We start from the raw sequence: 13,440 nt of genomic DNA, 5'->3' as shown, positions 1-13,440 counted from the left end.
TGTATTTCTGTCATTTCGAAGGAAGTACCTGCCCGTTCAGGCAGGGAGAAATCTATCGGTTTGGCGATATTAATTAATGTAATTCTAAAGTTTGTGCCCTGTCTGGTCCTACCGAAAGGAATTTGATTGGCACTTGCAATTCTTTTTCTAAGAAGGCAATGTACTCAGTTAATTTAGCCGGAATTTCATCAACAGAAGTAATTTTAGTTACGTCAGTTGCCCAGCCGTCAATTGCTTTTAATACTGGTTTTGGTTCGATAGAAATGATATCATAAGGCATATAATCAATCGTTTCGCCATTGTATTCGTAGTGTGTACATGCATAAATGGTATCGAAAGTATCTAAAACATCAGCTTTCATCATAATTAATTCGGTAACACCGTTTAACATGATGGCATATTTTAATGCAGGTAGATCGATCCAGCCACAACGACGGGCACGGCCTGTGGTTGCGCCAAACTCATGACCTAAGGCACGTAAATTCTCTCCAACTTCGTTGTCTAACTCAGTTGGGAAAGGACCACCACCAACACGGGTGCAGTAAGCTTTGAAGATACCGTAAACAGCACCAACTTTATTTGGGGCAATACCCAAACCGGTACATGCACCTGCAGTTGTGGTGTTGCTTGATGTTACGAAAGGATACGATCCGAAATCAACATCCAGTAAAGTTCCTTGTGCACCTTCTGCTAAAACAGCTTTACCTTCTTTCAGGTAACCGTTTACAAAATGCTCACTATCTACATGAGGGATGGTTTTCAAGAACTCAATTGCTTCGAAGAAAGCAGCTTCTTTCTCAGCCAGTTCATATTCAAAACCTTCGTAGTGAGAAAGAATCTCAGTGTGTTTTTCTACCAGTTTAGTATAACGCTCTTTAAAATCAGGTAGGGTAGTATCGCCAACACGTAAACCATTACGGCCGGTTTTATCCATGTAAGTTGGACCAATACCTTTTAAGGTAGAACCAATTTTGTTTTTACCCATGCGTGCCTCGTTGGCCGCATCTAATAACTGATGACTAGGTAAAATTAAGTGTGCTTTACGGGCAATTACCAGTTTACCATCGGCAACCGGATCATGACCAGCTTTTTTTAAATTATCTAATTCTCTTTTTAAGATAATAGGGTCTATTACTACACCATTTCCGATAAGGTTCATGGTTTTTTCGTTAAAAATTCCTGATGGGATGGTATTTAAAACGAATTTTTTGCCATCAAACTCTAAAGTATGTCCGGCATTTGGGCCGCCCTGGAAACGGGCAATAAGATCATATTTTGGACTTAGTACATCAACGATTTTTCCCTTTCCTTCATCGCCCCATTGCAGGCCGAGAAGTACATCTACTTGCGTCATTATTTAATAAATTAAGCTGGTTTTATTTGTATTATAATTTAATTTGTTTCCAGATTTGCTGTTGTAGCGGCACTCTCGTTTACTTTGTTGGCCATACTGCAATCAGAGCAGAAACCATAAAGGTTTAACGAGTGGTGTTTAACATCAAATTTTAAGAGATCACCAACCATGGTTTGGATTTGGTGTATCCGGGGGTCGCAGAATTCTACTACTTTACCGCATTCGATACAGATTACGTGATCGTGCTGGCGGTAACCATAAGATTTTTCGAATTGCGCCATGTTTTTACCAAACTGGTGCTTGGTAACTAAATCACACGAAACCAATAACTCCAGCGTGTTATAAACCGTTGCACGGCTAACGCGGTACTTCTGGTTTTTCATGTGGATGTACAGGGTTTCTACATCAAAGTGGTCGTTTCTTGAATATATTTCTTCCAATATAGCGAAACGCTCTGGTGTTTTACGTAGATTTTTGTTCTCTAAATAAGCCTCAAAAATCTTGCGAACGAGCTCATTTGTTTTTTGTTCAGACATAGTTTTTAAACTCCATTCAAAGGTAGTCAATTAGTTTGATTGTTCGAGGGTTAGATTGTTGAAATGTTGTAATAAGTCCGGAGGTCGTCAAGACTTAGGTCCGAAGTTCAATCTGAAAATAGCATGTAGCTTACCATCTAGACTTCGGACTCCTGACTTCCGGACTAATTATGCATCAAACCTGGTAACCCCGGTAACTCCTCTAACTTTTAATAAATTTTTAATCAGGTTTTCTAAGTGTTCTGTATCGTTTACAAAAATCATAATCGAACCGTCAAATATCCCCTCATTAGTGTCGACAGTAATCGACCGCATGTTCACCTTAAAATCAGTAGAAATAACCCTCGTAATGTTGTTAATTAAACCAACATCATCAATACCTACAATGCGTAAGCCAGTCAAGAAGGTAAGTTCCTGTTGTTTATTCCATTTAGCCTTAACTACTCTATAGCCATAATTCGACATCAGCTGTGCTGCATTCGGACAATTGGTACGGTGAATTTTTATCCCTTCACTTACGGTAACAAAACCAAAAACGTCATCGCCCGGAATCGGGTTACAACAGGCGGCCAGGGTATAATCTATTTTTTGCTGGTCTTCTCCAATTAATAAAATATCGTTTTCAGAGCCTTTAATTTTGGTTTTAACCATATCAACCGTTAGGTTTTCTGGTCGTTCAGGTGCCCTGCTTTCTACTTCTTTTTCGCTTGATAGATATTCCTTGATGTCTTTAAGCTCTATTTTGCCTAGGGCAACATTAACAAAAAGCTCCTGTGTTGAAGACAGTTTAAAGAAATAACTCAGTTTTTGAAGGTTATCGGTATTGTAGGTGATTTTTAGCGATTTCAGCTTTCTTTCTAAAATCTCCTTGCCATTTTCGGCAATTTTTCGCTTTTCTTCTTTTAATGATGACTTGATTTTCGACTTGGCCTTTGCCGTAACCACTACATTGAGCCAGTCTTCTTTTGGTGTTTGCTTGCTGGAAGTAATGATTTCTACCTGATCGCCATTTTGCAACTTGTAAGAAATGGGTACAAGTTTGTGGTTAACCTTGGCACCAATACAGGTTGCACCTACGTCGGTATGGATTTCGAAAGCGAAATCTAAAGCGGTAGCGCCCAACGGCAACTGAATTAAAGCTCCTTTTGGTGTGAAAATGAAAATCTCATCCGAAAAAAGGTTCATTTTGAAATCGTCGAGAAAATCCAAAGCATTGGCTTCCGGATTATTCAGCATTTCGCGTACTTTCTGGATCCATTGATCAAGTCCGTTATCATTGCTCGATTCTTTGTATTTCCAGTGTGCAGCGAAACCTTTTTCGGCAATTTCGTTCATTCTTTGCGTACGGATTTGTACTTCTACCCATTGGCCACGCGGCCCCATTACTGTAGTATGCAAGCTTTCGTAACCATTTCCTTTAGGCGATGAAACCCAGTCGCGTAAACGGTCGGGGTTAGGGCGGTATAAATCTGTAACTATTGAATAAGCTTTCCAGCAATCAGCCTTTTCATTTTCAGGTGCCGAATCCAGGATAATTCGGATAGCAAAAAGATCGTACACCTCTTCGAAAGGGATATTTTTCTTTTTCATCTTGTTCCAGATGGAATGGATTGATTTTGGCCTGCCATATACATCAGCAACCAGTCCTTGTTCGTGCACAATTTCATCAATAGGCTCAACGAACTTTTTGATAAACAGCGCCCGTTCGGTTTTTTTCTCGTTCAGTTTCTTGGCAATAAATTTATAGGTGTCAGGATCAAGATATTTCATAGAAAGATCTTCTAATTCTGATTTTATCGCATATAAACCCAAACGGTGGGCGAGGGGGGCATATAAATAAATGGTTTCGGATGCGATTTTAAGCTGCTTGTGGCGCGGCATAAAATCCATGGTACGCATGTTATGCAACCTATCCGCAAGTTTGATCAGGATTACCCTTACGTCGTCGGCCAGGGTAAGCAGCATTTTACGGAAATTTTCGGCCTGTAAAGAGCTGTTGGTATCAAAAACACCTGAAATTTTGGTTAAACCATCTATAATTTTGGCGGTTTTTTTGCCAAATTCGCGTTCAATATCTTCTAAAGTGATATCGGTATCTTCTACCACATCGTGCAACAAAGCGCACACTATAGAGGTAGTGCCCAAGCCGATTTCTTCGGCGGCAATTTGTGCCACAGCAATAGGATGATAAATGTAAGGTTCGCCCGATTTACGGCGCATATCTTTATGGCTTTCGAGTGCCATATCAAAAGCTTTGCGGATTTCCTTTTTATCGCCCTTCTGTAAAGTAGATTTACTGGCGCGTAATAATGCCCTGTATCTTTTAAGGATCTCTTGCTTTTCTGCCTCTAAATCAATCACTAACTCTGTTTTCATTTGTATTTTTTGCGTAAAAATTGCGTCTTATTTATGAATAAAACTTATATTAGTTCTGTGAAACAACTAATATATGAAATAACACCTAACTTTGTAAAAGTATAAATTTATGAAAATTAAAGGGCTCTTTTTTCTTTGTATTGTAATGATTTATGGTGTTTCACTGCAGGCGCAGGAACCGGTGGCTCCAGTATTTCCTAAATTAGGTAGAAACGATACAATTAGAGTAGCCTCTACTAACGATAGTGGCGTAATGATTCCGTGGATGCAGCTGGAAGATGTTTCTATTTATGCGGCCAGAATATGGAAGTCGCCTGCTGAGCAGGCTGCTTACAACCGTTTAAGATACAATGTGTTAAAAGTAATGCCTTACGCTTTATTTGCCAAACGCAGATACGAGCAACTGGAACAGGACCTGGCCCGTACACCGGAAAAAAAGGAACAAAAACAACTGGTTAAACAATGTGATAAAGAAATTAAAGACATGTTTAACCGAGAAATAAAGGAACTAACAATTACTCAGGGACAGATTTTAACGAAACTGATTGACCGTGAAGTTGGGCGTACCACCTACGATATTGTGAAACAAACCAAAGGAGGTTTTGCTGCGTTTTCATATCAGATTGTTGCCCGCGTAGTTGGCCATAATTTAAAAAGCACTTACGACCCGACAGAGGATAGGGATATAGAATCTATTATCCGCACATCGGGTTTTTATCAATAAAAAATAATGCAGGAAAGCATTCCGAATATTTATCCGTTTAAGGTTAAGAAAATCAATGGCGACGATCAGCTGCTATCTGCCTACAGGAATAAAGTAGTACTTATCGTAAATACAGCATCAGCCTGCGGATTTACGCCGCAATTAAAAGAATTACAACAGCTTAAAGACGAAATTAACCATCCCGATTTCGAAGTATTAGGCTTCCCCAGCAACGATTTTGGTAAACAGGAGCCTCTTGTTGGTACTGACATCGCTTCCTTTTGCGAGATTAACCATGGCGTTAAATTCCCGGTTTTTGATAAAATTATGATACGTGGACAGCTTATGCACCCACTTTATCAGTTTTTGAGCGATAAAAAACAAAATCGTAAATTAAGTTCGAAACCCCGCTGGAACTTTCACAAATACCTGGTAAACAGAAATGGTGAACTAGTTGATTTTTATCTGCCTTTTACCAAACCTTTAAGTACAAAAATCAAAAAGAAAATTCAGCAGTTGCTGAATGAAAATGCCCGATAAAACCTATGAAATTAGATATTTTAGTTATAGCCGTTCATCCTGACGATGCTGAGCTTTGCTGTTCAGGAACAATTTTAAAACATATTGCATTGGGTAAAAAGGTTGGCATTGTTGACCTTACCCGTGGCGAATTGGGTACACGCGGTACCGCCGAAACCCGGGATGAAGAAGCTGCGCAGTCGGCCAAAGTACTGGGGCTGCATGTACGCGAGAACCTTGGTATGCGAGATGGCTTTTTCCAGAACGATGAGTTTCATCGTTTAGAGATAGTTAAAGTTATCCGTAAATATCAGCCAGAAATTATTTTAAGTAATGCCTTAGAAGATCGTCATCCGGATCATGGCCGCGCAGGAGATTTGGTTTTTGATTCGGTATTTTTATCGGGTTTACCAAAAGTGGAGACAGTTTTAAATGGTGTTAAACAAGAAGCACACCGCCCGAGGTTACTTTTGCAATATATTCAGGACCGTTATTTAAGACCTGATATTATTGTTGATATTTCTGATCACATGGATGCCAAAATTAAATCGATCCAAGCATTTAAAACACAGTTTTATAACCCTGATGTTGATGGATTGCAAACTTATATTTCATCGCCTGAGTTTTTTGAGAGTGTGATCGCTCGTGCAAGAGAGTTTGGCAAGAGCATTGGCACAACTTTCGGCGAGGGCTTTACCTCGAGGAAATTATTAGGTGTTGATAACCTGTTTGATTTGCGGTAGTAAAGCAGATTTTAACCATATAAGAAACATAAGGTAACATAAGTTTATATGTTCTTTTATGACTTATGTGGTTAAGTTGTTATAATACTACAATATATCGGTGAGCCTCATTGGGCTTCTACATCTGAACAAAACCGCCATTTATTTGTTACGCTAAAAACAAATCATAATGGCGAACATATTCTCTTCTCTCAAAAACGCATATAAGCTCTTTAAGCATGTAGATTTCGATAAGTTAGATGCCTTGTCGAAAAAAGTTGATCTGCCTAAAATGGTGGAAACGATCTCAAATCTGGATGATAAACAGATTCAGGGGATGATGAAGATGATGGGTGGATCGCATATAAAGAAAGAACTGCCACCTATTGAAGGCGATTTTTATCACCTGGGCGATGAAGCTTTAAAAGATGAAGACCGCGAGCTGCAATTAAAAGTACGTGCTTTTTTAGAAAAGGAAGTTAAGCCTATTGTAAACCAATATTGGAACAAAGCAGAATTTCCGTTCGAAATTATACCCAAACTTGCCGAGCTAAACATTTGCGGGTTAACTTACAAAGGTTATGGCTGTCCTGGTAAATCGAACGTGATGGAAGGGATCTTAGCGATGGAAATGGCCAGAATTGATACCTCTATTTCGACCTTTTTTGGTGTGCAAAGTGGTTTGGCCATGGGTTCGATTTATTTATGTGGATCGGAGGAACAAAAACAACAATGGCTGCCCCTCATGCAGCAGTTTAAAATTATCGGAGCATTCGGCTTAACCGAGCCCGAAGTAGGTTCGGCCGCAGCAGGTGGCTTAACTACAGCTTGTAAAAAAATAGGTGACAAATGGGTTTTAAACGGTCAGAAGAAATGGATTGGTAACGCAACCTTTGCCGATATATTGGTGATTTGGGCACGCGATGAGGAAAGTAGTGAGGTAAAAGGCTTTATTGTTAAAAAAGACAATCCGGGTTTTGCAGTAGAAAAAATGCAGAATAAAATGGCACTCCGGATTGTTCAGAATGGTTTAATTACCTTAACCAATTGCGAAGTAGAAGAGGCCGATCGTTTGCAAAATGCCAACTCGTTTAAAGATACTGCAAAGGTTTTACAGATGACACGAGCAGGTGTGGCCTGGCAAGCTGTAGGTTGTGCCCGTGGTGCATACGAGAATGCCCTCGATTATACCCGAACCCGGAAACAGTTTGGTAAACCGATTGCCTCTTTTCAATTGATCCAAAACCATTTAGTAGAAATGCTATCGAATTTAACAGCGATGCAAACGTTATGTTTTCGTTTATCTCAGCTACAGGATCAGAGTTTGCTGAAAGATGAACATGCTTCGCTGGCCAAGGTTTTTTGCTCGCTGCGCACGCGTGATGTGGTAAGCAGGGCACGTGAGGTAATGGGTGGCAATGGCATTTTATTGGAATACAATGTGGCCCGTTTCGTTGCCGATGCCGAAGCCATTTATTCTTACGAGGGCACGAAGGAAATCAATACATTGATAGTTGGACGGGCAATAACGGGCTTTTCGGCTTTTGTGTGATGGTTGTTAGTTCCTGGATCTAATGGTTTGTTTTTTCACAAACCACCTACTATAAACCAAGATTCGATTCTGTCAATTGAAATATCATGGTCGGTCTGTGAAGACACAAACCGGTAGGATTAAGGCCAAAGGCGAGTCAAAGACTCTTTTCCATTCAATAATCCGTAGAGCCTTTCAGAACTCTACGGACAGACCAATGGCGGCTAAAAAGGATGTTTGTTAAAAGCTACCTGGCTCATGGCACTTTTTTCGTACAAAGCAATACAGGCTTTATTAAAAACCGGATCGAAATTAACTTCACCCGGCTGTAAACTTTGCGGAACGCTTGCTTTTTGCATAAAGAAATATACTTTGGTATTGCCATACTTAGTATGTGGCATTAAATTACCATAATCTTCCAGCTCTTTCCAAACCGAGTCTTTAACCGTTACCACATAAATACGCTGTACAGGTCCGGTATTGTTATCGTTTCTGTATTTGGCAATTTCTTTAAAACCAGCTTTCATTCCCTCAATTCCCGGTTGGTTAAAAGTATCTTTAACCATAAAGAAAATAAGGATTAAAACAATTGCTGCAATGCTATAGATAAGAAATTTTCTACTCATGCCTACAATAAAGGCAATATTTTTTCCATAATGGTCAAGCCTTCGTCAATATGTTTTTGCTCAATGCAAAGTGCCGGGCGGAAGCGAATTGTTTTTTCGCCACATCCCAAAAACATCACATTGTTTTCCAGTCCTTTGCTTATAAAAGTATTACGAATCTCTTTGTTTGGGAAATCGAAAGAGCAAAGCAATCCTCTTCCGCGTACATTTGCCATCTGATCAAACCTTTGCGATAAGCTTTCCAATTGATCTCTTAAATAAGCACCCACTTTGGTTGCATTTTCGCAAAGCTGATCTTCTTCTACAATCTGCAGGATTTGAGTTGAGCGTACCATATCAACCAGGTTGCCACCCCAGGTAGAGTTGATACGACTTGGTACTTTAAATACATTGGTTTCTATTTCATCTATTTTTTTTCCTGCTAAAATACCGCATACCTGCATTTTTTTGCCGAATGCGAGAATGTCAGGACGTGCTTTTTCGCTAAAGTGCTGGTGACACCAGAATTTACCCGTTAAGCCAACACCCGTTTGTACTTCATCATAAATTAAACAAGCTTCATTTTCGTCGGCAAGGGCTTTTAACTGGATTAAGAATTCCTCACGTAAATGGTTGTCGCCACCCTCCGATTGGATAGGCTCTACAATAATGGCACAGATATCGTCTTTATGATTGGCAAAAGCCTTTTTAATCTGAGCGATGGATGTTTCTTCGGTTTCAACGGCATGGGTTAGGTTGTTGCCCGATAGCGGGAATTTAACCTCGGGAACCGAGACCCTTGGCCAGTCGAATTTGGCAAACCATTTGGTTTTATCGGGCAGGGTATTGGTTAAACTCAGGGTATAACCCGTGCGACCGTGGAAAGCCCTTTCGAAATGCAATACTTTAAAGCCCTTTTCGCTGGTGTAACCTTTGGCAAAGTTTTTTTGCACTTTCCAGTCCATTGCCACTTTTAAAGCATTTTCTACTGCCAGACCGCCGCCTGCTATAAAAAAAGCGTGGTGCAGGTAATCGGGGATACCCACTTGGGAAAAAGTTTCTACAAATTGAGCGTATTGCTGTGTGTAAACATCAGAGTTAGATGGGTTGGCCAAAGCAGCCTGGAAAAGACTTTTCTTAAAAGCCTCATCATTGATCATTTTGGGGTGATTGTATCCTAAAGGAACAGATGCAAAACAGGTGAAAAAATCGAGCAGGGTTCTATTGTGTTTCGAATCGTAAATATAGGCGCCCTGACTCTTTTCCATATCGTAAGTCAGATCGAAACCATCAGCTAAAATGTGCTTACTTAAAGATTCACTAACGCGGTTTGCAGGTACTGTTAATTGATACATAAACTTGGATTTGGTATAATCCAAATTTAGTTAAATGTGCCTGAAATCAAAATTTAAGCACTTTTTATGCCTGTAAAGCAAAAAACAGGTTTAAACAGTTTAAAGTATGTTTATAGACAAATTTGAGTTTTGGACTTCACAGATGTGGAAAACTTTTTTGCTGAAACCTCATCAAGGGTTTCTAGCTCGTCCAATGTTTCATGGACTAATAGGTTCTCTGTTGCCTTGTCAAAAATTGCAGCCCGGGCTCTTATTTCTGATGATAAATTTGATCTTCGTTTTCATTGCAATTGATTTATACAAATTTGCTGAATTTGTTTAAATAGATTTAACAACATTGAGGTGTTGTGAACGATTTTTTCCTTTCAAGAAGTAAGAGAAGATTTAGATGAATTATTTTGTTTTGGCTGTAAATGCCACAATATATTCCGTTATTTTTTCTCCTTTAGAGTCTAATAAATTGAAAAAGACTATTTGTTTTTCGATTTATGTAGATCTTTCATAAAAATTTTTCGCACTATTTGAATGGTGTGAAATTTTGTTTCTCAGTTTTGAATTATTTTTATTGAAAATTAAAGAGAGTTTCAGATTTCTATAAATAAGTAGAAAGAACATTCTATAAGAACTTGATGTATTCATAAAGATTTATTTGGGTGGTTCGAGCCCCATCAGCGACCCATTCGTACGGTATTCCTAAGGGAATACCGTACTTTTTCAAATAATTCTTTGTAAGCAACAAACTCTAAGGTTTAGAACAGATAAAATTTTCCTTCTCTTAGTTCATCAAATGGCTGAACATAATTAAACTTTTTTACGGTTAAGATTGGATAAACCAAAGCCAATTGACCCCTTCTTACCAATATATTTTCCTCAAACGCATTGTTTATTAATGAAATTACAGATAATTAGAGATTGGTGAGGAGGGGCAAATAAGTTGGCTTGTCCAACCAAAAGTAGGAAAGAACCAAACCGGATTAAAACTTTCAGGCATAACGAAGCCATAGGAAACCCATGGAACTCGGGTAGTGCGGGTAGTAAATACAAAGAAGATTTTAGCTACGATGGAAATGGAAACATAGATACTTTAAAGCGCGCTAATCAGAATGGTATTGCCATGGATTTCTTAAGGTATCAGTACGAGCGTGATTTAAAAACCAGCCGTTTACTATCAAACCGTTTAAAGCAGGTTGCTGATGACGTAGGTGGAAGTGCCGGTGATTTTGATCTCGCAGCCGGACAGTCGGACAATAATTACCGCTATGACCTGATAGGTAATATGATAGGTGATAAACAAAGTGATATTAACAATATCGATTGGTCTGTTTATGGCAAAATCAGGCAGATTGTTAAGAACAATAACGACAGCATTACGTATAGCTACGACCCATCGGGCAACCGGGTAAGTAAAACCCCAATACCTTAAATACCTATTACGTACGCGATGCCCAGGGTAACAATTTAGCAGTGTACGATAACCAGGGCGGAACCATGCACTGGCAGGAACAAAGTTTGTACGGCGGCAGCCGTTTGGGAATGTGGCGCCCGAACCTTAACTTAGCTGATGGTAATGCCAGTGCCGATTGGGGTACTTACGGCAAAAAGTTCTTTGAGTTAAACAACCACCTGGGCAATGTAATGGCCGTAATTAACGATAAGCAGGTTCCTGCTAATGGTAGTTACGATCCTGAGGTGATTAACAGTACCGATTATTATGCCTTTGGCGGGCAAATGCCAGGCCGGAGCTCTACCTTAGCTAATACGCCTTACCGTTACGGATTTAACGGTAAAGAAAACGACAGCGAAACGGGTACACAGGATTACGGGATGCGGATCTATGACCCGAGGATAGGGAAGTTTCTGAGTGTGGATCCGATAACGGCAGAATATCCTGAATTGACGCCTTATCAGTTTGCAAGTAATACGCCGATTTGGGCTATAGATATTGATGGTTTAGAGGGGGGGATAGCGTCTCCCATGGGTGGACAAAATGTAATTACACCCGATCAAGCACGGAAAATCATTAGTTATTTTAATGAACCTGCCCCTTTTTGGATGAAGAACACACTTGCAATGCAAGAAAATGCTATTCAACCCAAAGAAGTTTACTCGGCAACAGATTACCAAGGAGTGACTAGACTTGAGGCAGCGGCCGCCTCAATGTTAACAGCATATATGTATAGAGGTGGGTCGACTTATGCCCCAACTTTTAATAGAATCAATACAAGAGTTCCTCAGCAACCACATGTTGAGATTGAGGAGGAGGCTGGTGTAGCAGCTTTAAAAGTTACAACATATAAAGAAGCAACAAAAAAGAATTTAAAATCAGGAAATTCTGCAGATCATATACCATCTTTCGCTTCATTGAAAGTTGCAGAAGAAGAACGATTAGGTCGCCCACTTACCGTAAAAGAAGAAAAAGAGTTAAAAAATAGTTCATTAACACTAACAGTGAGTACATCATTACATCAAAAGTCTTCGGAGACATATGGAGGAAGGAACAATAAAGTAATGCAGAAAAATGATGCTAAAAATCCTGTAGATGCAATTAAAAGTAATGTAAATAAATATGTTCCTCAATTGTTAAAAGAGGGTCACACGCAAAGTGAAATAGATAATGTGATAAAGAAATTATCTATTCCATTTCAGCAAAAGAAAAATTAAGATGGAGATTTTGAATTGGATAAATAAAAATATAGAGGAGATAAAAAAGGAAGCTCTGTATAAGCAATACTTTAAAGATATTGATGTCGAAACAGGAATTGGTACGTTTATGCAACTTAATAAAGATTTAGGGATAGATATTATTATGACCGAAAATCATGATGTAAAAGCTGTACATTTTTATTCTGGAACAGAAAAAGATATCAGTCAATATAAAGGAGAGTTACCACATAATTTATCATTTAATTATTCACAAAAAGAAACTAGAGAACTTTTGGGAATTCCAGATAAGATGGGGGGAGGAGATTTTAGTTTTTTGTATGGGAAAACACCTGAGTGGGATAAGTATTTTTATGATGGAATTACTTTACATATTCAGTTTTCTGCTGAAAAGGATACAATTACATTGGTTACTGTTTTTTGATTTCCCTCACTCGCTCAAGTCTTAGCGGGTAGGATAATGGTGCTGCCTGACTTGTACTTTGTAGGATCGGAATTGGTTTTAATGAAGTACATTCAGTCCATTGCGCAGGCTATAGGTGCTAAGACTTGTACCAGAGCCCTCACTAGCGCAAGTCTTAGCGGGCAGGATAGTGTTTCAGGGCTGACTTGTGCTTTTAAATAATAGGCCAACTAAACAAATTGATTATCTGTTCTAATCCATTTATATTTAGTTATGAGTACTAAATATAGGTTTCATGATCCAGGCGGATTATATTTTGTTTCATTTGCTGTGGCAGGTTGGATTGATGTGGGCATGGCAGCAGGTCGAAGCTTTTTTAGAAGAATACTCGGTCTTATACGCCTATAACTTTACAGTTTTCTGGAAAAACTTAAAGTAAAATGAAAGCCTCAGGGCCTAGTTTGGAGCTGAAGGCAGGTCTTGGCTTTAATTCTCATTTTAAAAGCGTTCTGATGGCTTTTGAACGGGGTTTTGGATATGTAATTTGTCAGACCTCAATCTGTGGGCAGGCTGAATAGCGTAACTATCACTGAAAATAAGTAGAAAGGAAGGCTTTAGCCTGGAAAGAAATTTGAAATCGTTCTTAGTGTTTTGTTTGTCTTGTCCTGAAATAGC

Annotated in this window: 12 protein-coding genes; 7 read left to right on the top strand and 5 right to left on the bottom strand. The window is 39.2% G+C overall.

Annotation, left to right across the window (positions count from 1 at the left end):
- Window positions 1-73: 73 nt before the first annotated feature.
- From DBR40_RS23315 to DBR40_RS23305, 3 genes are all read right to left on the bottom strand, one after another.
- Window positions 74-1,354 (bottom strand): adenylosuccinate synthase, encoded by a 1,281-nt coding sequence (locus DBR40_RS23315; RefSeq protein WP_124562147.1) that lies wholly within the window; start codon window positions 1,352-1,354, stop codon window positions 74-76.
- A 38-nt stretch (window positions 1,355-1,392) separates the two neighbouring features.
- On the bottom strand, window positions 1,393-1,890 hold the full coding sequence (locus DBR40_RS23310; protein WP_124562146.1) for a Fur family transcriptional regulator: 498 nt from the start codon (window positions 1,888-1,890) through the stop codon (window positions 1,393-1,395).
- A gap of 168 nt (window positions 1,891-2,058) precedes the next feature.
- Window positions 2,059-4,266, bottom strand: coding sequence for a RelA/SpoT family protein (locus DBR40_RS23305; RefSeq protein ID WP_124562145.1), 2,208 nt, complete (start codon window positions 4,264-4,266; stop codon window positions 2,059-2,061).
- A gap of 109 nt (window positions 4,267-4,375) precedes the next feature.
- On the opposite strand from DBR40_RS23305, the gene DBR40_RS23300 reads away from it, so the two are divergent.
- The 4 genes from DBR40_RS23300 to DBR40_RS23285 all read left to right on the top strand — a co-directional run bounded on the left by DBR40_RS23300 (window position 4,376) and on the right by DBR40_RS23285 (window position 7,762).
- On the top strand, window positions 4,376-4,990 hold the full coding sequence (locus DBR40_RS23300) for a DUF4294 domain-containing protein (protein ID WP_124562144.1): 615 nt from the start codon (window positions 4,376-4,378) through the stop codon (window positions 4,988-4,990).
- 6 nt (window positions 4,991-4,996) lie between these two features.
- Window positions 4,997-5,509: a glutathione peroxidase gene (locus tag DBR40_RS23295; RefSeq protein ID WP_124562143.1), complete on the top strand. Its 513-nt coding sequence runs from the start codon at window positions 4,997-4,999 to the stop codon at window positions 5,507-5,509.
- A 5-nt stretch (window positions 5,510-5,514) separates the two neighbouring features.
- Complete coding sequence (bshB1, locus tag DBR40_RS23290; RefSeq protein ID WP_124562142.1) at window positions 5,515-6,231, top strand: bacillithiol biosynthesis deacetylase BshB1; 717 nt, start codon at window positions 5,515-5,517, stop codon at window positions 6,229-6,231.
- Window positions 6,232-6,400: 169 nt separating this feature from the next.
- Window positions 6,401-7,762, top strand: a complete 1,362-nt coding sequence (locus DBR40_RS23285; protein WP_124562141.1) for an acyl-CoA dehydrogenase family protein — start codon at window positions 6,401-6,403, stop codon at window positions 7,760-7,762.
- A 203-nt stretch (window positions 7,763-7,965) separates the two neighbouring features.
- On the opposite strand, the gene DBR40_RS23280 is transcribed toward DBR40_RS23285, so the two are convergent.
- Window positions 7,966-8,367: a hypothetical protein gene (locus DBR40_RS23280; protein ID WP_124562140.1), complete on the bottom strand. Its 402-nt coding sequence runs from the start codon at window positions 8,365-8,367 to the stop codon at window positions 7,966-7,968.
- 2 nt (window positions 8,368-8,369) lie between these two features.
- Window positions 8,370-9,701, bottom strand: a complete 1,332-nt coding sequence (gene lat, locus DBR40_RS23275) for an L-lysine 6-transaminase (protein WP_124562139.1) — start codon at window positions 9,699-9,701, stop codon at window positions 8,370-8,372.
- Window positions 9,702-10,635: 934 nt separating this feature from the next.
- Between lat and DBR40_RS23270 the strand changes: the two genes are divergently transcribed.
- Genes DBR40_RS23270 through DBR40_RS23260 form a run of 3 tightly spaced genes read left to right on the top strand, consistent with a single transcriptional unit; the run spans window position 10,636 to window position 12,786 of the window.
- Window positions 10,636-11,124 (top strand): hypothetical protein, encoded by a 489-nt coding sequence (locus DBR40_RS23270; RefSeq protein WP_124562138.1) that lies wholly within the window; start codon window positions 10,636-10,638, stop codon window positions 11,122-11,124.
- A 41-nt stretch (window positions 11,125-11,165) separates the two neighbouring features.
- The gene (locus DBR40_RS23265) at window positions 11,166-12,362 is read left to right on the top strand and encodes an RHS repeat domain-containing protein (RefSeq protein ID WP_124562137.1); all 1,197 of its coding nucleotides are present in this window, start codon (window positions 11,166-11,168) and stop codon (window positions 12,360-12,362) included.
- Window position 12,363: 1 nt separating this feature from the next.
- Window positions 12,364-12,786, top strand: a complete 423-nt coding sequence (locus DBR40_RS23260) for a hypothetical protein (protein ID WP_124562136.1) — start codon at window positions 12,364-12,366, stop codon at window positions 12,784-12,786.
- Window positions 12,787-13,440: the final 654 nt, after the last annotated feature.

Origin of the sequence: Pedobacter sp. KBW01 (assembly GCF_003852395.1) — a bacterium.
In the GTDB taxonomy this organism is placed as follows: Bacteria; Bacteroidota; Bacteroidia; order Sphingobacteriales; family Sphingobacteriaceae; genus Pedobacter.
Note: the sequence above shows the minus strand (reverse complement) of the source record. Positions and strands in the feature narration are given on the sequence as shown.

Coding starts and splice junctions, on each gene's coding strand:
- DBR40_RS23260 (WP_124562136.1), top strand. CDS start 12,364: ATGGAGATTTTGAATTGGATAAATAAAAATATAGAGGAGATAAAAAAG.
- DBR40_RS23300 (WP_124562144.1), top strand. CDS start 4,376: ATGAAAATTAAAGGGCTCTTTTTTCTTTGTATTGTAATGATTTATGGT.
- DBR40_RS23305 (WP_124562145.1), bottom strand. CDS start 4,266: ATGAAAACAGAGTTAGTGATTGATTTAGAGGCAGAAAAGCAAGAGATC.
- bshB1 (WP_124562142.1), top strand. CDS start 5,515: ATGAAATTAGATATTTTAGTTATAGCCGTTCATCCTGACGATGCTGAG.
- DBR40_RS23315 (WP_124562147.1), bottom strand. CDS start 1,354: ATGACGCAAGTAGATGTACTTCTCGGCCTGCAATGGGGCGATGAAGGA.
- DBR40_RS23310 (WP_124562146.1), bottom strand. CDS start 1,890: ATGTCTGAACAAAAAACAAATGAGCTCGTTCGCAAGATTTTTGAGGCT.
- DBR40_RS23280 (WP_124562140.1), bottom strand. CDS start 8,367: ATGAGTAGAAAATTTCTTATCTATAGCATTGCAGCAATTGTTTTAATC.
- lat (WP_124562139.1), bottom strand. CDS start 9,701: ATGTATCAATTAACAGTACCTGCAAACCGCGTTAGTGAATCTTTAAGT.
- DBR40_RS23295 (WP_124562143.1), top strand. CDS start 4,997: ATGCAGGAAAGCATTCCGAATATTTATCCGTTTAAGGTTAAGAAAATC.
- DBR40_RS23285 (WP_124562141.1), top strand. CDS start 6,401: ATGGCGAACATATTCTCTTCTCTCAAAAACGCATATAAGCTCTTTAAG.